Below are 24,018 nucleotides of genomic sequence, written 5' to 3'. Positions count from 1 at the left end.
CTGCCCAGCCATAGCTTCCTAGAGAGTTGTAATGTCTCTTTCCTTCTCTGCGAGCAACTCATCGATTTTGGTAGTGTATTTATTTGTCAGTTTTTGCAGTTGATCTTGTTGGTCTTTTGATTGATCTTCAGAGATTTCTGCAGCTTTTTCCTGTTTGCGAATGGAGTCTTGGGTATCACGACGGATATTGCGAATGGCTACGCGACCGTCTTCAGCATACTTGGCAGCAATTTTGACTAATTCCTTACGGCGATCACTTGTTAAAGGTGGAATGTTGAGCCTAATTACAGAACCGTCATTACTAGGTGTTAAACCGACATCAGACAAAGCAATAGCTTTCTCCACTAGGTTTAAGCTGCTTTTATCATAAGGCTGAATCAAGATAGTTGTGGCATCAGGGGTGCTAATGTTTGCTAGTGATTTCAAGGGTGTAGGCGAACCGTAGTAGTCCACCAAGACTTTATCTAGTAAACTCGCATTGGCGCGACCAGTGCGAATAGTGTTAAAAGCTCGTTGAGTTGCCTCAACTGTCTTTTGCATCGTACTCTCAGCTTCAGATAATTTCACAAGAACCTCCCACAAGGGTACCGATAGATTCTCCCAAAACGGCTCGGCGGATGTTACCTCGCACAGTTAAATCAAAAACCAGAATTGGGATATTGTTTTCTTTACATAAGGCGATCGCTGTACTATCCATTACGCGCAAATCTTGAGCCAAGACATGGGCATAAGTTAGACTGGTGTAACGCTTGGCCTTAGGATATACATTGGGGTCAGCATCATAAATTCCGTCTACCTTGGTGGCCTTAAAAATCACCTCGGCATCAATTTCTGCGGCTCTTAAAGCAGCAGTGGTGTCAGTAGTAAAGAAAGGATTCCCGGAACCAGCACCAAAAATCACCACCCGCCCTTTTTCTAAGTGGCGGATAGCCCGACGACGGATATAGGGTTCGGCTAATTCTTGCATAGCGATCGCGGTTTGTACCCGCGTCTGTATCCCCATACGTTCTAAGGAATCTTGGAGCGTCATGGCATTCATTACCGTGGCAATCATTCCTATGTAGTCAGCGGTTGCCCTGTCCATTCCTGCCGACGCAGCTTTAACGCCACGAAAAATATTACCGCCGCCTACGACGATGGCGATTTGAACCCCAGTGGCTACTACCTCTGCTACTTCCTCGGCTATTTCTTTGACCACTTCAGGGTCAATACCATAGCCCATATTGCCCATTAAGGCTTCACCGCTTAGTTTAAGTAAAACCCGTCGGTAATTTGTTCCCATGAAGTTACGCTTATCAGAAAAAGTTGCAATTGCCTCCAATTTAAGATAGCAGTAGAGTGACCATATATGTCTAGTTCGGCCAGATTGAGTACCTCAGATGGTTTTTTCTCCACGGGCTGAAATTCTGCATTTACATAGCTGCTGTTAACCAACCTGTGGCAACCTATGCAGGGCAGAAAACGGCAAGATTAGGAAATGTGAAGTATTATAACAACAATATCGAAATCGGCAAAAAACGCACCTGGTAATCAGTGAGGAGGAAGCCCCTGGCTTTAGGCATGACTCTTAGTCGCAGGCGAATATATAAAGCCTCTGTCACCCTTGGCGTTACGCCGTTCCCCTTATATCTTTACTTAATATTTACAAATTCCCCATGACAACTTCCACAACTACATTTACCCCGGGCAAAACTTGGTCTTGGCAGGGCTTCCCTATCTGCTATCAAACTCAAGGAACTCATGGACCGGCAGTTGTTCTCGTCCATGGCTTTGGAGCCTCATGGTGGCACTGGCGGAAAAATATCCCTGTGTTAGCACAAAATTGTCGCGTTTATGCCATTGATTTGATTGGCTTTGGTGGTTCGGCTAAACCTGAACCAGGGGGAGAAATTACCTATACTCTGGAAACGTGGGGACAGCAGTTAGCCGACTTTTGCCGCCAAGTCGTGGGCGAACCTGCCTTTTTAGTGGGAAATTCCATTGGCTGTATTGTCGTATTACAAGCGGCAGTTAGTAACCCAGATATAGCTTTAGGAGTATCGTTAATCAATTGTTCTTTAAGATTGTTACACGATCGCAAGCGGGCAACACTGCCCTGGTCACGTCGTTTCGGCGCACCAATTCTGCAAAAAATATTATCTATCAAACCAGTTGGGGAGTTTTTTTTCAATCAAATTGCTAAACCGAAAACAGTACGGAAGATTTTGCTCCAAGCCTATGCTAATGCAGAGATAGTCACAGATGAGTTGGTGGATATTCTCACCGCACCAGCAAAAGACCCAGGCGCTGTAGCGGTGTTTCTCGCCTTTACTGCTTATTCTACAGGCCCTTTACCGGAAGACCTTTTGCCTATGCTACCTTGTCCTGCCATTATCTTGTGGGGGACGGCAGACCCCTGGGAACCGGTAGTTCTAGGTAGAGAATTAGCTAACTATCCACAAGTGCTTAAGTTTATCCCCCTGGAAGGGGTGGGACATTGCCCCCAAGATGAGGCACCTGAGTTAGTTAATCCGATCTTACTCCATTGGATGACGGAGGGAGCGCCCGTATAAAAAAACGAAGACCGCGCGGTCTTCGTTTCCTGAAACTTGCATAGGTAGCCTTTCACATAAGTGGTATGAGTCTTTGCTTACCTACCTCCTGCTGCACATTTGTAAGTAGCAAATAACCCAGTTGGTAGACCTTGCCCACTTAGAAAAAGCGACGACCAAAAGCACCGTAGCCAAAGCTTGGGACGCGACGACCAAAAGCACCGTAGCCAAAGCTTGGGACGCGACGACCAAAGGCACCGTAGCCAAAGTTTGGGAAGCCACGACCAAAAGCACCCAAGCCAAAGCCTCCTAAGCCTCCGAAGCCGAAGCCCACTCCTCCCCAGCCGAAGCCACCAGAAACATCTTGTTGTTCATCTGCGGATAAATCCATCAACAAATCAGATCGAAGGTCTTTAACTGACATAATTTTTCCCTCAAATTCCTGTGTTTGTATGTGGTACACACTTATGTAACAAGAAATATGGGAGTGTAGTACCTTGCTTTTTATTTCTAAACCAATTTTTTAGTGATGAAATTGTCCTCAAGCTATAAAAAATAATAGGCAATAATACATCTACAGGCTTATGTAAAACAATAAGTTTTATCCCATTTGATTGGTGTAATAATATTATTCAATTAATCTCCCATATCTGACTTATTTTAATTGATGAAGATTCAAAAATACATACAAACAATGATCAACCTTTATTCTCAGTAAAAAAGGCTGTGAATATTCCTCCTCTCTAAAAGAGAAGAGGATATTTATAGCAACTTTAAATGTAATAGCGACAGATAGATTTACGACCCCAGATATATCAAGGGATTACTCATCCACAGTCTAAAATACCAAATTGGAAAAGATTCTCTTGTGAGTCTTACGGGAAGAAGCCCTGAAAAGAACCGCCACCAGCTGGTGGTCCAGCAACGAATCCAAAAATGCGAACGGGTATACGTTGACCACTAGAATCAATGAGAGTACCAATGACAGTAATATCAGGTCTGGTTTGTCCACCCAATTGTAGTTGTTGACCCCCAGATATAAGTTCTTGTGAGTCCGGTGATAAATCGACCAGTAAATCAGACGAAATTATTTTCTCTGACATAAATTTCCCCTCAATTTTGCAAATATATTTTAAGCAGGTAGCACCCATGACAGGTGCTACCAAATTACAGATCAGGGTTTACTTTCTACCATCAAATATCTGTAATACAAGACTATTTGCGAAGTAGAAACCATGGTAATACTTTAGTCTTTATTTAACGACTTCAAGAATACCAGTTAAGCGGATGGGAATACGGCGAACACGTTTCCTGGGTCGTTGATCAAAGCTATCTTCTTCAGGAAATTGAGTGTCAAATTGGTTCATCTCGTCGTCAAATTGTCCACCAGCTAAAAGCTCTTGTTGCTCTGGGGATAAATCCTCAAACAATTTTGATTCAGTGATTTTGGTTAACATAAGCTTGTACCTCAATTACTGGGAATAGGTATGTAATTACCTATGTTTTTATTATTGACTATCATCCATTTATTTAAATGCCCCTTAAGTTATAAAATAATCAATTAGTTTTATTTCTATAGACTCATGTAATACTTAAATATTTACTTATTTTTTGACCACATTTAGAGTTAATTTTTATTAGTTAAAAGGATAGAAAAATATCCCCAAACTCATGACAGTATGAGGATTAATTGACTAGATAATTATCAAAATTCCCAGCATAAATTTACCTAGATTTACAGAACTAGGTAAACCAGATAAATGAATATATCTTAGTCTTTCATTTGTTAACTAGTTATTTAAGAAAATAATCCTCTAATAATTTGAGAAATGACATGGTTTACACTATTACCATGAGAAGGAAAACTTGGTAATTTAAAGGTTATAGACGATGCCATGGTAATCTGTGAGAAACTATATTTACTAGTTTGTGAACCAGATTCCTCTCCTCCCAGATTTAAGTTATTATCTGCCTCAGTTTGAATGTCAGTTTTTTGAAAGAAAAAATTACTAGTACCTAGTATATTTTCTCCTAGACCACCAACTAAACTTTCTTGCTCTTCCTCACAGAGAGCGTACCAAGAAAATGTATGATTTTCAGTCATGATTTTAGTTCCTCACACCATGGTTAATTTTCATAACAATAAAAACTTTTGATGATCTCCTTTGTCTGAAAGAAAAGTTTCTAGAGTACCTTGTAATTGCACTTCTCCTTTTTCTAACATCACAATCCAATCAGCTCGCTTAATGACACTGGGACGATGGGTAATTAAAATTGTAGTTTTGCCTTGGCGGTGTGCCAGAATTGCATCTAAAACCGTAGCTTCACTGACTGGGTCGAGTCCAGCGGTGGCTTCATCTAAAATGAGGACTGGTGGATTAGTCAGAATCCCCCTGGCGATCGCTAATCTTTGTCTTTGTCCACCAGAGAGATTAGCGCCAAATTCACCTAAGACAGTTTGATACTTATTGGGAAGTTGACTGATAAAGCTATCTGCATCTGCAATCTGGCAGGCTTTGACAATTTCCTCAAAGGAAATGTAGGGCGTTCCTAAACGGAAATTCTCTAAAATCGAGCGACTCCAGAAATGAGGTTCTTGGGGTACATAAACTATTTGTTGTCGCAGACAATCAAGGGCCAGGTCATCGAGGTTAAAAGAGCCAATGCGGATATTACCAGAATTGGGCTGATATAACCCTGCTAAGAGTTTTGCTAAGGTACTTTTACCACAGCCAGATTTACCAATTAAAGCGATCGCTTGTCCACCGGGTAGCTTGAGAGAGAAATCTTCTAATAAGTCCACTCTACCGGGGTGGTGAAATGTCACATGAGAACAATGAATATCTGCACCGCCAGAAATTTGGGCTACAGGCTTTTGACTGCTTCCCGCATCCTCCGGTGTAGCATCAATCACTTCTAAAAGCCGAGAAACTGCTGTTTGAGAGCGAAAATAGTCATCCACTAAGCCCACTAAAGAATTAATTAAACCCAGAACATTCACCTGTAGCGCATTAAAGGCGAGCATTTGCCCAATACTTAATTCGCCCTGAATCACTAAAAGACTTCCCAACCCCAGTAAAGCCACACCACCAATACTAGAAAAGAGTCTAGAAATAGTAGTATTGATAATTCCCAATTGCACAGTACTAAAAGTCAGATTAGCCAGACGACCAAAACGACTTTGAAATTCTTCCCAAAATTGGGGAGCAGCATTTGTAGTTTTAACTACCTGTGCGCCCTTAAATGTTTCTACTAAAACCCCTTGATTTTCCGCCCCCAAGACTAAAAGACTGCGAGTCTTTTGTTGGAGGATAGGTAAAAAAGGCAAAGTAGATAAAGTCATTAAACCACTGATGAAGATCACTGCTAGTGTGAGCCGCCAACTATAAAACAGCATTAAGCAGAAAGAAATCACGGCTATGAAAAATTTACTAGGTAAAAGAACCACTATCTGTGATACTAACTGGTTAATGTCATTAATATCTCTTAATCGGCTGGTGATTTCACCACTACGGCGGGCTTCGTAGTAATTCAAAGGTAACTGGAGTATTTTGCGCCCAAACTCCAAAACTAGCCCTAATTGTAGCCTTTGACCAAAGTGAGCAATCATTGTCGATTGCAATAATTGTAAGGTGCTACTGAATAATGTCATAACTACAACTGCTGCCACAACAACAGTCAGTAGCTGGACATCTCCCCGCACTAAAACATCATCTGTAAGGATTTGGATGAGGACTGGAGAACCCAAAGCGAGTACACCCAGGACAATATTGAGCATTAAAACCTGGGTGAGCAAACCACGATAAGGCAAGATCCGCTTAATAAAGCGTCCTAAGCCGCCTATTGGTTGCTCTTGGGGCTGATCAAAAAAGCGATCTGGATCTGGTTCCAGTAACAGCATCACCCCATTCCAAGCGGCTGCTAACTCGTCTCGGGTTACATAACGAATCCCCACAGACGGATCAGCAATAACATACTTTTTCCCCTCTTGCTTATATAACACTACCCAGTGATAACCATGCCAATGGATAATAGCTGGTAGCTGGACTTGTGTGATTCTGTCAATAATTTCGGGCGAGGCTTTAACTGCTCTAGCATTAAACCCCAAATTCTCAGATCCACGTTTGAGACCTAACAAAGTAGTTCCTAGTTGTCCAGTTCCTACGGATTCTCGACTGCGATTAATACTTAAAAACCTGCCATAATGTTTACAAATAGAAGCCAGACAAGCGGCTCCACAGTCTTCTTCGCTCAACTGCGAAACCCATTGATAGTTTTTTTGTAGTTTGATGAAACCAAACATAAGTTAATTCGTAATTCGTAATTTCTAGTTCGTAATTAAGCTGTGTTCGGTGAACTTTTATCGTGAATCTAAAATGACTAGGGCTAGAGAAATAACTACAGATTTATTGATCGGTCAGACAATTTCAGAGCACTAAAATATTCTAAAAATCAGTGATTAATCTGGCTTTGCGGAGAATGAAATTAAGCACTGTTTCCTGACGGGAAATAATATCAGCCCTACCCTCCATACCGGGTTTGAGATGACACTGACGCTCACCTCTACCCACATATGTAGTTTGGGCTTCTATAGTGGCTTCATAAGCGACCATCTGGGTAGGATTTTGAACACTAGGCTGGGCGGTGTGATTTCCCACCGGTAGGGCATCTGGTGCTACAGTTCTGACTGTTCCGTGAAGAGTACCATAATCTGGATAGGGGCAAGCGGAAACCTGCATCTGCACTTTTTGCCCGGGTTGTACTTTGTCAATATCTTGAGGCTTCACAAAAGCTCTAATGATCATCGGACCATTGGGGGGAGCAATTTGAGCAATAACTTGCCCGGGTTGTACTACCTGCCCAGGATTACGCAGATTTAACTGTAGTAGTGTCCCTGTAATTGGCGCTCGAATTACAGTTTGATTCAGGTCAGTTTGTACTTGTTGTAGTTCTTTGCGCGCCCGAATCATTTGTTTTTCCAGTTCGAGACGCTGTTGGGTGAGGGTTTCTCGCTCTCTGTTCAAAGCGGCTAAGGTGGCTTCACCACTGGCTTTTTCTTGTTGAATGCGTTCATAGGCTACGGTGAGTGCCGCATTACTAGGATTGAGATTAGTTTGAGCTTTTTTAAGTTTGATTTCGGCAATTTTTAAGGCTTGTTCTTTTTCTTCTATTAAGTCCTTGGCGCTAGCTTTTGCTTGTTCTACTTTAGCCTGGGCTGATTTGACCGCCTGTTCTTTTTCTTCGTATAAATTGCGAGAAACTGTTCCCGATTCTACTACTGATTGTAGGCGATCGCGTTGCAGTTTGGCTAAATTTAACGCTATTTCCGCTTCTTGTACAGTTGCTGTTAATAAGTTATTCTGTTGTAGGCGATCGCGTTGTATTTTCGCTAAATTCCAGGTAGCCTCGGCTTCTGTCAGCTCGGCTACAGTTCTAATTTGTTGATCTTCATAGTTGCGTTGAGTAGCGCTGAGTTCGGCTTGGGCGGCAATGATAGCCCGATTAACTAAGGTTGTTTGGGCTGAAATCTGAATACTAATTTCACTAATTTGAGCATCGACTTGGCGCAGTTGTAATTGACTCTGCTCAATGCTGTTTTCTAGTTGGCTTTTTTGATTTTGTAGGCGGGAGTCATCAATGTAAGCTATGGCTTCTCCTTGATTGACTATTTGATTTTCTTGCACATCTATTTTTTCCACTGTGCCGATGACGGCAGATTCCACTATTCCTAGTTTTCCTTCCGGTCGAATACTGGCGGGAACCTTGACTGTGACATTGTAATTAAAAATAGATGTGAGACTAGTAGCTACCATAAATATACTGAGCAAAACTCCAGCCCCGACATTTGTCCATTTACTGATGCGGGGGAGAAACTCCTCAGGGTTCACTAAATTGAGTTCTTCTGGAGTGGGCTCATTAAACCTATTCCACTGGTTTTCTGGTTGGGGAAAGGAATTCACTATACTGTACCTTGGGTGGGATGATCATGTCCAAAAAAAATGGTGCAAAAATTCATAAACACAGTTACCTGTGCAATGATCAATTACAGGACTGCCTGATCACAGAGAACTAAAGTCCTCTGTGATCAGGAACAGCAATGACCACAAACAGAAGTTTTGTGTGATACTTGCGTAAGTCCTAAATTATTCAAGATAGCAATTGCAAATATCTCTAGTACTTGTCAAATGATCGCTTATGAATTTAAACTTGACAGACTAGAGCCTATGGGATGTTATTCGTTATTGGCGTTATTACCTGCGCCGTTGAGAACTGGTGCAGCTCCCAAAGCATCGACTTCAGGAATTTCTGCCGCACCCAATCCCAAGAAATCTTGTGCGGCGGTGTTAATGGCTGTCAGCTGACCTGTGGAGTTTGCATTGCTACCATCCGGACCAGAACTGACTGATCCCTGTAAATTTGCCAATCTGTTAGCGAAATTGCTCCCAGCTAGCTCAAAGTCAACACCGCCTGCTACAAGTTCTTGTTGCTCATCGGATAAAGGAACACACAACTGTGATAGGATATGCTCTGTCATGATTGTTAGCCTCAGTTACATATTTTTTCCAAAAATTCGAGATTTTAAGCCCTATTTAGGTAAAATCAAGAAAACTATGGAATACCAGCCTACTTTCCACCCTTGAGAAAAAGAAACCCCCAGTGTTTCGTTGATTTAGCGCTACCATGTTTTCTGGGCAAACTCACCAGGTTGACCTCTGTAATATTTCAGTTATTAGAGATTCTGTGTTAAACCCCACACATGATTTTGGAAGGAGGTGGGCGCAACGCTGTCGCACATGGGATTTCTTAGTTATTGATTAAGCATTACCATCATCTACACCGTTGAGCACTGGCGCTGAACCCAAAGCGTCAACTGAAGGTACTTCTTGGACACCCAATCCCAACAAATCTTGAGCCGCTGTGTTAATAGCTGTAACATCACCTGTAGAGTTGGCATTACTACCATCAGGCCCGGCGTTACTTGTTCCTTGTAAGTTGGCACGTCTTTGTGAGAAGTTGCTCCCAGCTAGTTCAAAGTCCGCACCGCCAGTTAGAAGCTGCTGTTGCTCATCAGATAAACTGACAAATAACTCTGATGTGAATATTCCATGTGACATGATTGTTAGCCTCTTTTACTTACATAGGTTTGTGACCACCTAAGAACTCAACTATAAGCACTGTTTGTCAGGAATTCATAAATCTGGAGATAGAAATCAATGTTATGTATTTACTCCTTAAAGTAGATATAATGTCCGATTTTTCTCGAGGTAAAGTCATACCTATAGGACATAAATGGTTAATATTCTCTGTTTTTGCCGTAATTTATCAAATCATCAACTTTTTAACTATCTGTTAATTATGGGGAATGGTGTAAAAGAGTATTAATTAATATAAATGCTACCGTGGCACTTCCTAAAGGAACTGTTAAATTATCAATGCCTAAAAATGAAATTGCTTCTAAGCTAGTAGCAACTAGAGCGATCGCCAGGGATACTACCCAAGTTAACCATAAGTTACCTTCAACACTCAGTAAGATACAACTACTGATGAAAAAACTCACTAGAGCCATGGTCAAGGAACCTTCCCAACTTTTTTGCGCTCCCATAAGCATATACTTATGTTTACCAAAGCGTTGCCCAATCAATGCTGCTAACCCATCACCCCAGGCCATGACCATGATCCCGATGGCGGCGTATTGGGGTTGTTGTATATGCCAGAACCAGGCGACTAAAATGCCCATACTGACAGCATAAAAGAAGGTTCCCAAACTCTGCCGCCCGACGCTATTAATACCAGGTAGAATGGGAAATCTGTATGATAATAAGGTGATGGCACTGGCGATAATGGAAGCTATGATACCTAAACTGGCGGGAACATTTAGCCACCAAGCCAGTAAAATTACATTACCGGTGCCAATGTGAACTATTTTCCTGACTATTTCTGGTTCACCCTGAGCAAAGCGATGTACCAGCCATGAAATTAGGAGGATAAGTGACACCCAAAGGGTAACTGCCGTAATTTGCAGCCACAAAGGTGTAACTGAGGTTAAATTGATAACGGAAGATAACAAAGAAACTATAAGATATAAATTTTCAGATTTATTATTAAATTATAGGATTTAGGGGATAGTGATGAAATTATTCTTCATTTGGTTAATTAAAGGTTACAGAATGTTTATTTCGCCATTATTTCCCCCTACTTGTCGCTTTCAACCAACTTGTTCAATGTATGCTATTGAAGCTATTGAGCGGTTTGGGGTATGGCGCGGTGGGTGGATGGCTACGCGGCGGATTTTACGTTGTCATCCTTTTCATCCAGGTGGTTATGATCCAGTCCCGGAGGCTACAACCCATGGGTGTGATCATGCTTTAACTGATTCCCAGAAATAACCCCTGGGGTTCTAACACAGCAGTCACTTGTAAAATGGAGGCTTCTTTATAGGGTGCAGGTATTAATTGTACACTCAAAGGTAAAGCCTGATGCTCTAAAATTGGCACTGACTGCTTGATATTAACGCCGCCAAGGTGTAAATTAAATTCTCATCAACGCCCCAGGACCGAGGGGTAAACCCAAAACAAACCAGATAATTAATAGAATAGACCAACCCAACAAAAAGGCGATCGCATAAGGTAACATCATAGCTATAAGCGTCCCCATACCTAGGTTTTGATCGTATTTCTGCCCAAAAGCAACGATCAAAGGAAAATAAGGCATCAAAGGAGTGACAATATTAGTAGTAGAATCACCAATACGGTATGCAGCTTGGGTTAACTCTGGGGAGTAACCCATTAACATAAACATAGGTACAAATACAGGAGCCATAATTGCCCACTTGGCGGAAGCTGAACCCACAAATAAATTCAGCAGCATACTGACTAAAATAAATAATATCAGTAATGGCGCCCCTGTAATCCCTGTAGTCTTGAGAAATTCTGCCCCATTGATCGACATAATCGCCCCTAAATTACTCCAACTAAAATAGGCAATAAATTGGGCGGCGATGAATGCTAAAACGATATAATATCCCATGGCACTCATGGAATTACTCAAGGCTTTAGCGATATCTTTGTCATTTTCAATAGTTCCGGCAATCTTACCATAAACAATCCCAGGAATGAGAAAAGCCAAGGCAATAATAAATACGATGCTATCTAGAAAAGGTGAAGGAATAATTGTCAAGGTTTCTGGATGTCGTAAAATTCCTTGTGGTGGTAACACCATGACCAGAACGAAGGCGATAAATCCTAGTAAAGCATAAGTAGCCCAGCGTAAACCTTTATTTTCCCCTACGCTGAGTTGTTCCATTTGGTAATCTGCTTCTCCTGTGTAATTACCCAATCTTGGCTCTACAATTTTTTCGGTAACAAACCAGCCAATTAGAGTTATTAATAAAGTGGAAACTGCCATAAAATAATAATTGGCAGTCGCATTAACTTGATAGTTAGGATTAATTAATTCTACGGCACTTTGGGTTAATCCTGCCAGTAAAGGGTCAAGGGAAGTAATGAGTAAATTCGCACTAAAGCCCCCAGCCACACCCGCAAAAGCCGCTACCAAACCAGCCAAAGGATGCCGCCGAAATGCCAGAAATACCATCGCTCCCAGGGGTACAAGCACCACATAACCAGCATCGGCTGCGATGTTACCCATAATACCAGCAAATACTACCACGGGGCAGATGAATTTACTGGGAGCAATTAATACTATTTTGCGTATTACTGCTGAGAGAAACCCAGTATACTCAGCAACTCCCACCCCCAACATAGCCACCAGCACAGTACCCAGGGGAGGAAACTCCCTAAAGTTGTTGACTGCGGAGGTAAAAATGCGGCGGATACCCTCCGGGGTAAGTAAGGAAACCGCGACGATGGTGTCACCGTTTCCAGGGTGGACAACAGAAAGGTTAAAAGCAGCGGCGATCGCACTGGCGAGAATTACCATTAAGGATAAGAGGAAAAATATCGTCAGTGGGTCGGGGAGTTTATTTCCTACAGCTTCGATGAAGGCTAAAGCTGCTCCTAAACCGGTAGGTTTGTGACTTTTTTGAGGATTCATAGTTTGTCTGCTTGGCGAGCGCGTATGCGTTCAGGACTACCGGTAGGAATGGAAGCAATTAATTTTTGTGTATATTCTTCCTGGGGTTCCATGTAAATACTTTCGGCTGTTCCCTGTTCTACAATTTGACCACAATTCATGACTAAAATGCGATCGCTCATAAATTTGACGACACTTAAATCATGAGAAATGAAAATATAGGTAAGTTGAAATTCAGCCTGCAATTCTTTAAGTAAATTTAACACCTGGGCTTGTACAGAAACATCCAAGGAAGAAACCGACTCGTCACAGATAATAAACTTAGGATTTAAAGCCAAAGAACGCGCAATACAAACCCGTTGACGTTGACCACCAGAAAACTGATGGGGATAGCGGTGTATTGCATCTGCGCTTAAACCTACCCGTTCTAGAAGTTCAACTACACGTTCTCGGCGCTGTCGCTGGGTCTTCCCCACAGAGTGAATTAACAACGGTTCCATCACCGCTTCCCCAATTTTCATCCGGGGGTCTAGGGAGCTAAAAGGATTTTGGAAAACAATTTGCATTTCTCGCCGCAGTCGCTGTAATGGTTTACCCTTGAGGTGAGTAATATCTTGACCCTCAAAGATAATTTCACCACCCATTGGTTCAATTAACCGCAGTAAACTTCTACCCAAGGTAGTTTTACCACAACCAGATTCTCCCACCAATCCCAGTGTTTCCCCTGGTTTGACATCAAAAGAAACATTGTTAACCGCCATATGATAACGTTTTGTACCACCAAATACCCCCCGCACAGGGAAACCTACCTGGAGGTTGCGGACTTCCAATAAAGGTGATTTATGATTAAAATTGTCCCACCTTTGATACATCTGCGCCAGGGTGAACTCTGGGGGATGTAGAGGTTCTTTGGCGCGAATTACTGCTGTTCCTGTGGGGGTTTCTTCCACAGTCATATAGTCGGAAACAGTCAGTAGTTTGTGAGGACGGTGGTTAAGTGTAGGGCGACAAGCTACCAGACCTTTAGTATATGGATGTTGGGGATGGCTAAAAATTTCTGCTGCTGCACCATATTCGACAATTTGGCCTTGGTACATTACTGCTACTTGGTCAGCAATTTCCGAAATTAGTCCCAAATCGTGGGTAATGAAAATGATAGACATATCACGGGTTTGCTGCAATTCTCCCAACAACTCAATAATCGTAGCCTGCACCGTCACATCTAAAGCTGTAGTGGGTTCATCAGCAATTAATACCACAGGATTGCAAGAAATAGCCATGGCAATCATTACCCTTTGTAGCTGACCTCCAGAAAGTTCATGGGGGTAACGCTCTAAAATAGCTTCTTGGCGCTGCTTCACTAATCTAGCCAAGGTGAGCCTATCTCCTTGACCTGTATTTTCCAGACACTGCTGTTGTATAATTTCATCACTAGGCAAAAGTTTGACTTCTTGCAAAAGGGCGATCGCAATTCGTTGGGCTTCAACTAGAGAAACATTCTCATGTTGCATAATCGCTTCGCACATCTGAAAGCCAATAGTATAAACCGGATTGAGGGAACTCATGGGTTCTTGAAAAATCATGGCGATATCCCCACCCCGGTGTAGTTGCATTTCTTCAGGAGGCAATTCTACCAGATTAATGGGTTTACTAACGGAGTGGGGACGAAACCAAACTTCACCAGCAGTAATTTTACCGGTAGTTGGTAACAAACCCATGACAGCCAATGATGTGACGGATTTACCACTACCCGATTCACCGACTATACCTAGAGTCTGGCCGCTATTAATCTCAAAGGATATATTATCCACCGCTTTGACACTGCTACCATCACTGGAAAATTCCACTTTTAGATTGCGAACCTCTAGGACAGTTTCTTTCATAGGAATCAGGTGATAAATTTTGACGGAAATTTACTTGGATTTTAACAACACTTCTGACTGCTGATTCCATCTTCATGGGGGTGATCTTGGGGTTTTTGGTTCTGTTTCTTACAAACTAAGTAATTGTCCCAAATTTCCCACATCGCGTTATCTTAAAAATGAACTTTCACCGAGTGCATCAAAAATTTATGAAAGGTAAGCAAGTTTTAGTCACCGGTGGTACTGGTGGACTAGGTTTAGGAGTAACGCCTGCTGTTCTAGCTCAGGGTGCAGATATAACTATTCCTTATCGTAACCCTAGAGAAGTTGAGCGCCTCAAAGGAATCCTTTCACCTGCTGATTTTGCCAGAGTTCACTTTATCCCTGCTAATCTGGAGGAAGAAGCCTCGGTAGATCATCTGGTTAATCGTATGGGACGGGTGGATGTATTAATTCATCTGGTGGGGGGATTTTCTATGGGGAAAACTCATGAATACAGTTTTTACAATTGGAAGCGGGAATTTAATTTAAATCTGAATACAACTTTCTTAGCCTGCAGGTATAGCCTAAAAAGTATGTGGGAACATGGCTATGGTAGAATTGTCACGGTAGCTTCTAGGGCTGCTGTGCAACCTGCGGCGCAATTAGCAGCTTATTCTGCTTCTAAAGCTGGTGTGGTAGCCTTAACAAAGGCGATCGCTGAGGAAACTAAGGGTACAAATATTACTGCTAATGTGATACTTCCTAGTGTCATTGATACACCCAAGAATCGGGAATCTATGGGACCAGAAAATGCTCACAAGTGGGTAAAACCGGAATCTCTCGCTCAATTAATCTGCTTTCTGGCTTCAGAAGCTGCTCAGGATATCCGTGGTGCTGCAATTCCCATATATGGTGATATTTAGCCCAAAAGGCTAGTCATTCGACTAATTCATAGTCAAGGGTAGCATTGACAAATAGGTTAAAACTCTTATTGGGGTGTCAATCTTTGATTCTGACTAGGTAGGGAAAGAAAATCATGAATGTGGGATTTTTTCACAGAATACCAGTGATGCCCCTCTTATTACTCTGGTTAGCTTATACTCTTTTAGGGTGGTATCTTGCTGCTCATCACATTATTTGGTTGACGGGGGCTTTTGTGGTCTCCGTCACCTTAGCCATTGTCAGAAAAACTATTGTTTGGTTGGAGCAGTTAGTGGCAATTGGCTCTAGAATCTTGTTTATGGTTTTATTTTTAATTCTATCAGTTGCTTTGGTAGAAACCTGGTCGGTATTTTTCAGTCTGTTTCTTATACCCATAGCAACCACCTTTTTAGCTGACTTAGAAATGCGTTGGAAGGGCTTTAACAAAACTGACTCATTTTGGATTTTAACTGTCCTAGCTTTGAGCGGCTTGGTGGTGGGTGAAATGATAGATATTCTCATCCTACCCAGTAGCGCATTTTAACGGTTATACTTAGGTCTTAATGAGAGCTTATTTAAAATAATTCTTCCTTATCAAGATTATAGTAACCAATTTGGCTGCAATTGTCAACCTCCAAATCTTCATCATTTTCGGCGGATAAACTACCTATGCAGTCCGGCTAGAAGTTAAGTAGAATATGAAGTTGCTCTGGAGGGGTGGAAACTTGTAACATAAGTAACTAGGAAAACCTTATTGTAAAGTAGGGAAAAGGTCTAATGTCAAACTCGGTGACAGTAAAAGTAAATTAGCTTGAGAGAACACAGCCTTTATTATTAGTTCACATATGCAAAGCAGATCCAGACAAGATTTACAAGACCTAGTGCGCGAGCAGTTGCAAGTCCTACTTGAACAGAAAAATTTTCAGGGTGCTAAAGCTTTGTTAGTTCCCGTTCAGGTGGCAGATATTGCCGCTTCTATTGAAGGTTTACCAGAGGCTACCCAGGCCATCGCTTTTCGGTTACTTTCTAAGGAAGAGTCTATAGAGGTGTTTGAATACCTAGATCCTAGTGTACAACAAACACTACTAGAAGATTTTAAGCGTCAGGATGTACAGGAAATCGTTGATAATATGTCGCCTGATGACCGGGCTCGTCTGTTTGATGAGCTCCCGGCCAAGGTTGTCCGACGACTGTTGCAACAACTCAGCCCAGAGGAACGGGATGCAACTGCTTTGCTTTTAGGTTATGCGCCTAATACTGCTGGGCGGATTATGACTCCTGAGTATCTCTCACTCAAGGAAAATCTTACCATTACTCAGGCGTTAGCACAGATTCGTTCTCAGGCTGATGTCCGAGAAACTATTTATTATATTTATGTCACTGATGATGCTCGTCGCTTGACGGGGATTCTCTCCCTGCGGGATCTGATTTTGGCTCAACCAGAGGAAACTATTGGTAGTATCATGACCCGTGAGGTTGTATTTGTGAATACAAATACTGACCAGGAAGAAGTGGCGCGGACAATTCAGCACTATGATTTTGTCGCTATCCCTGTGGTAGATGCGGAACAGCGCCTTGTCGGTATTGTCACGGTGGATGATGTCCTGGATATTTTAGAACAAGAAACGACAGAAGATATCTATAAGTTGGGTGGTCTAGAAGCTGGTGGTGATAACTATTTTCAAACTAACTTATTTACTGTTGCCCGTAAGCGGGTAGTATGGTTATTTATCCTATTAATCACCAATAGTGCCACGGCTGCGGTAATTACTAACCAAGAGGATATTTTAGAAAAAGTGGTAGCCTTAACTGCATTTATACCCTTATTAATTGATACAGGGGGTAATGTAGGCGCTCAGTCTTCTACTGTGGTAATTCGCGGGCTGAATACGGAGGATATCCGCTCTCACGAAGCGTTAAATATAATTAGACGGGAGGCGATCGCTGGCATACTCCTGGGAGCTATGTTAGGTACTGTGGTGATAGTGTGGGCATACTTCTTACAAGCTAATATCTCCGTAGCCCTAGCTGTGGGTATTAGTCTATTTTCGATCTGCGTTTTAGCCTCAGTTTCTGGTTCTGCTTTGCCATTTTTATTCCGTGCTATGGGACTAGACCCCGCTTTGATGTCAGCACCTTTTATTACTACCGCTGTGGATGTCTTGGGAGTTTTAATTTACCTGAATGTAGCTCGCATGATTTTAGGGTTATAGTAGCAGCCCTAAACCATACCGGTTTTGGGTAAAAAGCTGATGAATTCCATACTTTGAGCATATTCTCACAGGGGGAGAAATATTTTCAGAATAATAGTTGGGAATTCTTTGTTTAGTACACAAGATGGAATAGGGAAGTGTATAGTTAACCCACTAGGGTTAAAAACGTACAAAGCTAGTTAAAATTGTTGATGTAACTAGTAACAAGAGATGTGAGTAGTCAGGAAAACCACAATTTAGCTGATTCAGGAGCTATGAATGAAGGAGGAAAACCCAAACGATTACTCACATTATCAGATGCAGTAGCGCTGATTGTGGGTATTGTCATCGGGTCGGGAATTTTTCAAACCCCTGCATTAGTAGCAGCGGAAGCAGGTAGCAATACTGTTGTGGTGCTGTTGTGGTTAGCTGGTGGTTTGGTATCCCTGGTGGGTGCGTTATGTTATGCAGAGTTAGCCACGGCGTATCCCAATGTCGGAGGTGCTTACTATTATCTTAAACGTTCATTTGGGCGAGGAATCGCCTTTTTATTTGCCTGGGCGCGAATGACTGTGATTCAAACAGGTTCTATTGTGCTCTTGGCATTTGTCTTTGGTGACTATGCTAGTCAGATATGGCCTTTGGGTCCGTTTTCATCTTCTTTTTATGCAGCTGGGTCGATCGCTATCTTAACGGCTGTAAATATCCTGGGTTTAGCACAAGGTAAGTGGACACAAAACTGGCTGTCGGCGGCCAAGGTTCTGGGCTTATTACTGGTAATATTTTTAGGACTAACTGCCCTGCCTAATTCTACAGTGGCCACAGAACCTAGGTTATCAGGAAATTGGGGATTGGCGATGGTATTTGTACTCTTGTCTTATGGCGGCTGGAACGAAGCGGCGTATATTTCAGCAGAAATACAGAATCAAAGGCGTAACATTTTGCGATCGCTAGTCGGGAGTATTGGCATCATCACTGCTATTTATCTGTTGATCAATTTAGCTTACCTCCAAGGACTCGGTTTATCAAATATGGCCGCATCTAAAGCAGTCGCAGCCGATTTAATGCGGTCTATTTGGGGTGAAACAGGAGCGGTGTTTATCAGTCTGTTAATTGCAGTTTCTACCTTAGGAGCAATTAATGCGACGATTTTCACCGGTGCACGTACTAATTACGCATTAGGTGAGGATTTTCCTTTGTTTAGTTTTATGGGGCGCCGGCAAAAAGAGGATAATATTCCCACTCCAGCCTTTTTATTACAAGTGGGTATCGCCTTAGCCTTGGTGATTTTAGGCACTGTGACCCGCAGTGGCTTTAAAACCATGGTAGATTACACTGCCCCAGTGTTTTGGTTATTTTTTCTGCTTTCTGGTGTATCACTGTTGGTGCTGCGTATCCGCGAACCACACATATATCGCCCTTTTTGTGTGCCATTTTACCCCGTGATACCATTGCTTTTCTGTACATCCTGCGGGTATTTGCTTTATTCCAGCTTGGTTTATACGGGTGTAGGAGCATTGGTAGGGGTTTTAGTGGTAACAGCAGGAATCCCCTTATTGTTCTGGAATCGCCAATAGATGACCGGGAATTAGAACACATCTTATTGAGAAAGGAAAAAATCATGAATTATCAAAAAGTCTTGTTTTTACTGGCTACAGGAGTTAGTCTGGGATTTGTGGGATGTACACCCCCAGAACCGAATGTGGAAGCCCCTAGTTTGACACCAACCAACACCACCACCATTCAACCTCGAGAACATTCTGGTGATGTACCTTATGTACCAACACCTCAGGCAGTAGTTGATGCCATGCTATCAGTAGCAAAAGTAACTAAAGATGATGTGCTATACGACCTGGGGAGTGGTGATGGACGCATTGTAATTACAGCCGCTCAAAAGTATGGCGCACGAGGTGTGGGTGTAGAAATTAACCCGGAACTTATACAGGAAGCCAATACAAATGCAGAGCAAGCAGGAGTCGGCGATCGCGTCAAATTTGTCCAGCAAGATTTATTTAAGTCTGATTTTAGTGAAGCTACAGTAGTGACACTCTACCTACTACCTGATATCAACATCAAACTCCGTCCTCAGTTATTCGAGCAACTTAAACCGGGAACCAGAATTGTCTCCCATGCTTTCGATATGGGAGAATGGGAACCAGAACAAACATTAAAGGTGGATGGCCGGACAATCTATTATTGGGTCATCCCAGAAGAAGTACCAGCTAATTTGCGGTGAGGCGTACCTATTGCAGAAGTTGGCTGGATGAATGAAGAATCCCACGTGCTTTCAGCCGTGGGAGTGTCAAAAGTGCAACTTCAAGTATTGGCCAGGCGATCGCGGTTAAACTAGCCCCAGCAGGTTGTAATATAGCGTCAATTAATTCCTCCCATTGGGTCGTTGAATAATTGTTTCCACTACCCGCCGTTTAGCATGGGGATCAATTCCTACCAAACGCACATACTCACCGCGATATTCAGCTAAACAGGATTCTAAGGTTAACACAGCATCTGATTCAGCATCAATGTGAGTAGTACCGCAACTTTGCCATGAACCTGTGCGGAAGCGGCGTTCGTCTACGTGTTCAAAGTTAATTTTATGACCTTGAGCCAGTATTTGGCGGATTTGTGCTTGTGTCTCTAGGTTTAAATGGGTACTTGTAGCTTCCTGTGGTTGGGAACCATTTGCGGATGGTTGACTACTGGGTGTTACGGGGGTAGGTGGTGCAGGTTGATAATTTTTGCGACCTCGATTTAAGCGGTTATATTCATCCACCAATTGGGAAGTTTCTACCCGTTGTTGTTCACCCACCATGAATTTACCCGCCTCAATTAAATGAGATAAGCTAAAATCCGGCTTTTTAAACTCTGGTGGTTTCTCAGCACTATTGACCACACGCAACGATACATTTTCAAAACCGACTTGATAAATAAAATCACGTACTTGTTGATCATAAATACGCGATCGCAAGGCGCTATAGAAGTCAATAGATTGATGGGGAAAAGTACCAACTAACTGTTCAATTTCCCGTTGTGACAGTCCATCTTGCTGAAAAATTCCGCCGACAATTCCCACCTTGTCATCCCTATCTGGTTCCCAGTAGAATTTCTCCATGCGTCCATCCCGAACTAATGGGGCGTAGAGGGTAGAAAAATCATTACCTGTGACAATAATCGGAACACGATGTAAGGGAGTGGAATCATAGCTTCCAGGTAACTGCACATCTGTAGGATTATCCGCAATGTTCATCAGTGTAGCATTCACTAACTGGGTATTGACAGTATACTGAGTCCCCTCATCAAAGCGCCCCGCACCCGCATCTAAATCATTAATCATCAGCACACACATTTTACCGCGTACCCTAATTAATTCTGCGGTTTCCCGATAGCGCAAACGAATCAACCGCGCTGGGTCTCCCGCGTCGGGACTTTCCAATTCACCCCCAGAGATGAGAGTTACTTCAATCCCCATTTTTTCAAAGACTAACTGACATTGAAATGTCTTTCCTTCGCCCTTACGTCCGTGAATACCTAAAATTAACGGTACTCGCACACCGGGAAGATTCAAGAAATTTTTAGTAATGTGAACTGCAAGTTTATCTAGGAAGCGAGGAGCAATATAGTAACTCATTTTGTAAATTATTTTACTTATTTAATTAATTTTTATCTACCGCCAACAGGGAATTGAATTCTCAGGAAAATAAATAAGAGAGGTAGACAATTCCACCTCTCCCCAACAAAAAAAATTAATTTAACTTGTCAGCTTTTAGTATCTGCTGGGCTTGTGAACAATAAAGCTGAGAACTTGACACTGTTTGATGTTGTCAAAGCCTACAACACGAATATAGCAGTTGCTATATTGAGAACGACAAGATTGAACTTCGCTGAGTACTTCGTGAGTAGATCTGGCGTTAAACAAAGGTAACTTCCACATTGTCCAGTACAATTCTGTGGGTTCAGAAGTTTCGTTGAACTCAACAGCAGGAATATAACCTTGAGCCAAGATGTAATCTACCTGCTTGGCAATTTGAGCATCAGAAAGAGGGGGTAAGTAGGAAAGGGTTTCGTAACGACGCTCTTTTGGTAAAGTTTGCATAGCTTTTGATAATGGTTTGAGATTGATAGTAGTTTTTCAGTTCTGAGTGAACTACTGTTCACTCTTGACTGGGGGGATCGGAACTTGTCTGCTGTTCTGGGTGCGGACTGGGGTCAGATGTATCTATTTGTGTCATGCGTTCTAAATGCTGGCGACGCTGCTGAATATTGGCTTGTCGAATCCCAGTACAAACCATTTCCGGGAGAAATTCGGCTACTTCTGCGGCTATGTGTTCTCTGACTGTCATGAGCCGCAGTGCCAAATCTGGCTTTTCTTGGAGCAGTTGCTCAAGATATGCTTCTCCGTCTTGGATTTTCCCCGCAGAAAAGTTTTGCAACCAATACGCTAAGGGAGGATTCGTTTCGCCTAGCTGTGCCAATACAGTCCGCAGCGCCTGATAAGTCAGGTAACTTTGGAGAGTTTTGGCTGTGTCTTTCGCAATTTGCTTTAGATTCATGCTTGACCCCAGCCCATAAAAAGTAAAAAGTCAAAAGTCAAAGGTTAAAAGAAAGAATGATTATTTTCTTGTACTCTTTAACTTTTTACCGGTTACTTCAGGATCAGACAGTATCCATGGCCTCGAACTCGAACTTGATTTCTTTCCACAGTTCGCAAGCAACAGCCAACTCAGGGCTCCACTTAGCAGCTTCGCGGATGATATCGTTACCTTCACGAGCCAAGTTGCGGCCTTCGTTACGAGCTTGGATACAAGCTTCTAGAGCCACGCGGTTAGCGGTTGCACCAGGTGCGTTACCCCAGGGGTGACCCAGTGTACCACCACCAAACTGGAGTACGGAGTCATCGCCGAAGATTTCTACTAGTGCGGGCATATGCCATACGTGGATACCACCAGAAGCAACTGCCATTACACCAGGCATAGAAGCCCAATCTTGGGTAAAGTAGATACCGCGAGATTTGTCTTGTTCAACGTAGTTTTCACGCAACAGGTCAACGAAGCCCATGGTAATACCACGTTCGCCTTCCAACTTACCAACTACTGTACCGGTGTGGATGTGGTCACCGCCGGACATCCGCAGGGTTTTAGCCAATACACGGAAGTGGATACCGTGGTTCTTTTGACGGTCAATTACAGCGTGCATCGCGCGGTGAATGTGCAGCAAAATACCGTTATCACGACACCAACGCGCCAAGGTGGTGTTAGCGGTGAACCCGGCGGTCAGGTAGTCGTGCATGATGATGGGCATCTTCAGTTCTTTAGCGAACTCAGCCCGTTGCAACATTTGTTCACAGGTGGGGGCGGTAACGTTCAGGTAGTGACCTTTGATTTCCCCGGTTTCTGCTTGTGCTTTGTGGATGGCTTCTGCTACAAACAAGAAGCGATCGCGCCATCTTTGGAATGGTGCAGAGTTGATGTTTTCGTCGTCTTTGGTGAAGTCCAAACCACCGCGCAAGCACTCATATACAGCGCGTCCGTAGTTCTTAGCAGACAAACCTAATTTGGGCTTAATGGTACAACCCAACAAAGGACGACCATATTTGTTTAATTTGTCACGTTCTACTTGAATACCGTGAGGTGGTCCTTGGAAGGTTTTCAGGTAAGCGACAGGAATCCGTAAGTCTTCTAGACGTAGCGCCCGCAAAGCTTTAAAACCAAATACGTTACCTACAATCGAGGTCAACATATTGGTGACGGAACCTTCCTCAAACAGGTCTAGAGGATAAGCAACATAGGCGATGTACTGGTTATCTTCACCGGGAACCGGTTCAATGTCGTAGCAACGACCTTTGTAGCGATCTAGGTCTGTGAGCAAGTCTGTCCATACAGTTGTCCAAGTACCTGTGGAGGATTCAGCCGCCACAGCAGCACCCGCTTCTTCGGGGGGAACCCCAGGCTGGGGAGTCATCCGGAAGGCGGCTAGAAGGTCTGTATCTTTAGGTGTGTAATCTGGGGTGTAATAAGTTAGTCTGTAATCTTTAACCCCGGCTTGATATCCTGATTTGCTCTGGGTCTTCGTTTGAGCGTAAGACATAAATTCCCCTTCCAAGAAGTCACTCTATTAATTACTTAATCAAATCACGTTCTGTGCAACTTTTTCTCACTCCCGCTTTTTACCCTTATTGATTGGGGAAAAATCAGGAAAATTTTTTTGTTAGAGGTTGGTTTTGGCGGGTAGGTTTTCTGGCAACGAAACATTTATTTACAAATGTTCTCCCCAAGAAGCTGGGGTGCATCAAGCCCGTCATGCTGTTTCCTCATCCCGTAAATAAAAATTCTCTTTTAACTCTTTGCTCTTACCCCGCTAAATTTTTGTCTTTACACCGCTGTCTGAGGATGGTCACAGGACTATTACCCCACATAACGGCGTTTTTAGCTGACTGGGTTGATATCTCACCGGATAGACTCGGTGATATATCCCCTCACAATGGGGGAATAGATCACGGGA

At 42.8% G+C, this 24,018-nt stretch carries 24 protein-coding genes; 7 read left to right on the top strand and 17 right to left on the bottom strand.

Annotated elements, in window-relative coordinates; genetic code table 11:
* Positions 1-18: 18 nt before the first annotated feature.
* Positions 19-567 (bottom strand): ribosome recycling factor, encoded by a 549-nt coding sequence (gene frr / locus IM676_RS13910; RefSeq protein WP_200987448.1) that lies wholly within the window; start codon positions 565-567, stop codon positions 19-21.
* Positions 554-1,282: a UMP kinase gene (pyrH, locus tag IM676_RS13905; protein WP_200987447.1), complete on the bottom strand. Its 729-nt coding sequence runs from the start codon at positions 1,280-1,282 to the stop codon at positions 554-556. The genes frr and pyrH overlap by 14 nt, the downstream gene beginning before the upstream one ends.
* A gap of 373 nt (positions 1,283-1,655) precedes the next feature.
* Between pyrH and IM676_RS13900 the strand changes: the two genes are divergently transcribed.
* Positions 1,656-2,552 carry an alpha/beta fold hydrolase gene (locus tag IM676_RS13900; protein WP_200987446.1) on the top strand — a complete coding sequence of 299 codons (897 nt, stop codon included), beginning with the start codon at positions 1,656-1,658 and terminating at the stop codon, positions 2,550-2,552.
* Positions 2,553-2,691: 139 nt separating this feature from the next.
* Here the strand turns inward: IM676_RS13900 and IM676_RS19865 are convergent, their stop codons facing one another.
* The 9 genes from IM676_RS19865 to IM676_RS13855 all read right to left on the bottom strand — a co-directional run bounded on the left by IM676_RS19865 (position 2,692) and on the right by IM676_RS13855 (position 10,599).
* A complete protein-coding gene (locus IM676_RS19865) occupies positions 2,692-2,922 on the bottom strand; it encodes a hypothetical protein (protein ID WP_225880367.1) in 231 nt (76 codons plus the stop codon).
* A gap of 484 nt (positions 2,923-3,406) precedes the next feature.
* The gene (locus IM676_RS13890) at positions 3,407-3,634 is read right to left on the bottom strand and encodes a hypothetical protein (protein WP_200987445.1); all 228 of its coding nucleotides are present in this window, start codon (positions 3,632-3,634) and stop codon (positions 3,407-3,409) included.
* A 150-nt stretch (positions 3,635-3,784) separates the two neighbouring features.
* On the bottom strand, positions 3,785-3,988 hold the full coding sequence (locus IM676_RS13885; RefSeq protein ID WP_200987444.1) for a hypothetical protein: 204 nt from the start codon (positions 3,986-3,988) through the stop codon (positions 3,785-3,787).
* A gap of 341 nt (positions 3,989-4,329) precedes the next feature.
* On the bottom strand, positions 4,330-4,635 hold the full coding sequence (locus IM676_RS13880; RefSeq protein WP_200987443.1) for a hypothetical protein: 306 nt from the start codon (positions 4,633-4,635) through the stop codon (positions 4,330-4,332).
* A gap of 30 nt (positions 4,636-4,665) precedes the next feature.
* Positions 4,666-6,834, bottom strand: coding sequence for a peptidase domain-containing ABC transporter (locus tag IM676_RS13875; RefSeq protein ID WP_200987442.1), 2,169 nt, complete (start codon positions 6,832-6,834; stop codon positions 4,666-4,668).
* A gap of 142 nt (positions 6,835-6,976) precedes the next feature.
* Positions 6,977-8,491 carry an HlyD family secretion protein gene (locus IM676_RS13870; RefSeq protein ID WP_200987441.1) on the bottom strand — a complete coding sequence of 505 codons (1,515 nt, stop codon included), beginning with the start codon at positions 8,489-8,491 and terminating at the stop codon, positions 6,977-6,979.
* Between the two features lie 272 nt (positions 8,492-8,763).
* A complete protein-coding gene (locus IM676_RS13865; protein WP_200987440.1) occupies positions 8,764-9,066 on the bottom strand; it encodes a CTB family bacteriocin in 303 nt (100 codons plus the stop codon).
* A 280-nt stretch (positions 9,067-9,346) separates the two neighbouring features.
* The gene (locus IM676_RS13860) at positions 9,347-9,646 is read right to left on the bottom strand and encodes a CTB family bacteriocin (RefSeq protein WP_200987439.1); all 300 of its coding nucleotides are present in this window, start codon (positions 9,644-9,646) and stop codon (positions 9,347-9,349) included.
* A gap of 239 nt (positions 9,647-9,885) precedes the next feature.
* Positions 9,886-10,599 carry a diacylglycerol/polyprenol kinase family protein gene (locus IM676_RS13855; protein WP_200987438.1) on the bottom strand — a complete coding sequence of 238 codons (714 nt, stop codon included), beginning with the start codon at positions 10,597-10,599 and terminating at the stop codon, positions 9,886-9,888.
* A gap of 61 nt (positions 10,600-10,660) precedes the next feature.
* Here IM676_RS13855 and yidD point away from each other — a divergent pair, with 61 nt between their 5' ends.
* Entirely contained in the window at positions 10,661-10,918 is a 258-nt protein-coding gene (yidD, locus tag IM676_RS13850; protein ID WP_200987437.1) for a membrane protein insertion efficiency factor YidD, read from the top strand.
* A 142-nt stretch (positions 10,919-11,060) separates the two neighbouring features.
* Here the strand turns inward: yidD and IM676_RS13845 are convergent, their stop codons facing one another.
* Positions 11,061-12,584: an AbgT family transporter gene (locus IM676_RS13845; protein ID WP_200987436.1), complete on the bottom strand. Its 1,524-nt coding sequence runs from the start codon at positions 12,582-12,584 to the stop codon at positions 11,061-11,063.
* The gene (locus tag IM676_RS13840) at positions 12,581-14,446 is read right to left on the bottom strand and encodes an ABC transporter ATP-binding protein (RefSeq protein WP_200987435.1); all 1,866 of its coding nucleotides are present in this window, start codon (positions 14,444-14,446) and stop codon (positions 12,581-12,583) included. The genes IM676_RS13845 and IM676_RS13840 overlap by 4 nt, the downstream gene beginning before the upstream one ends.
* A gap of 188 nt (positions 14,447-14,634) precedes the next feature.
* Between IM676_RS13840 and fabG the strand changes: the two genes are divergently transcribed.
* From fabG to IM676_RS13815, 5 genes are all read left to right on the top strand, one after another.
* Positions 14,635-15,330 carry a 3-oxoacyl-ACP reductase FabG gene (fabG, locus tag IM676_RS13835; RefSeq protein WP_200987434.1) on the top strand — a complete coding sequence of 232 codons (696 nt, stop codon included), beginning with the start codon at positions 14,635-14,637 and terminating at the stop codon, positions 15,328-15,330.
* 113 nt (positions 15,331-15,443) lie between these two features.
* Positions 15,444-15,872 (top strand): hypothetical protein, encoded by a 429-nt coding sequence (locus IM676_RS13830; protein ID WP_200987433.1) that lies wholly within the window; start codon positions 15,444-15,446, stop codon positions 15,870-15,872.
* Between the two features lie 301 nt (positions 15,873-16,173).
* Complete coding sequence (gene mgtE, locus IM676_RS13825; protein WP_200987432.1) at positions 16,174-17,541, top strand: magnesium transporter; 1,368 nt, start codon at positions 16,174-16,176, stop codon at positions 17,539-17,541.
* A 254-nt stretch (positions 17,542-17,795) separates the two neighbouring features.
* A complete protein-coding gene (locus IM676_RS13820; protein ID WP_200990213.1) occupies positions 17,796-19,097 on the top strand; it encodes an APC family permease in 1,302 nt (433 codons plus the stop codon).
* Positions 19,098-19,141: 44 nt separating this feature from the next.
* Entirely contained in the window at positions 19,142-19,756 is a 615-nt protein-coding gene (locus IM676_RS13815) for an SAM-dependent methyltransferase (protein WP_200987431.1), read from the top strand.
* 141 nt (positions 19,757-19,897) lie between these two features.
* On the opposite strand, the gene IM676_RS13810 is transcribed toward IM676_RS13815, so the two are convergent.
* The 4 genes from IM676_RS13810 to IM676_RS13795 all read right to left on the bottom strand — a co-directional run bounded on the left by IM676_RS13810 (position 19,898) and on the right by IM676_RS13795 (position 23,604).
* The gene (locus IM676_RS13810) at positions 19,898-21,148 is read right to left on the bottom strand and encodes a ribulose bisphosphate carboxylase small subunit (protein WP_200987430.1); all 1,251 of its coding nucleotides are present in this window, start codon (positions 21,146-21,148) and stop codon (positions 19,898-19,900) included.
* A 135-nt stretch (positions 21,149-21,283) separates the two neighbouring features.
* Positions 21,284-21,613, bottom strand: coding sequence for a ribulose bisphosphate carboxylase small subunit (locus IM676_RS13805; RefSeq protein ID WP_200987429.1), 330 nt, complete (start codon positions 21,611-21,613; stop codon positions 21,284-21,286).
* Between the two features lie 58 nt (positions 21,614-21,671).
* Positions 21,672-22,070, bottom strand: a complete 399-nt coding sequence (gene rcbX, locus IM676_RS13800) for a RuBisCO chaperone RbcX (protein ID WP_200987428.1) — start codon at positions 22,068-22,070, stop codon at positions 21,672-21,674.
* 103 nt (positions 22,071-22,173) lie between these two features.
* Complete coding sequence (locus IM676_RS13795; RefSeq protein WP_200987427.1) at positions 22,174-23,604, bottom strand: form I ribulose bisphosphate carboxylase large subunit; 1,431 nt, start codon at positions 23,602-23,604, stop codon at positions 22,174-22,176.
* Positions 23,605-24,018: the final 414 nt, after the last annotated feature.

The sequence above is a fragment of the Anabaenopsis elenkinii CCIBt3563 genome, assembly GCF_015245355.1.
Lineage (GTDB): Bacteria > Cyanobacteriota > Cyanobacteriia > Cyanobacteriales > Nostocaceae > Anabaenopsis > Anabaenopsis elenkinii.
Note: the sequence above shows the minus strand (reverse complement) of the source record. Positions and strands in the feature narration are given on the sequence as shown.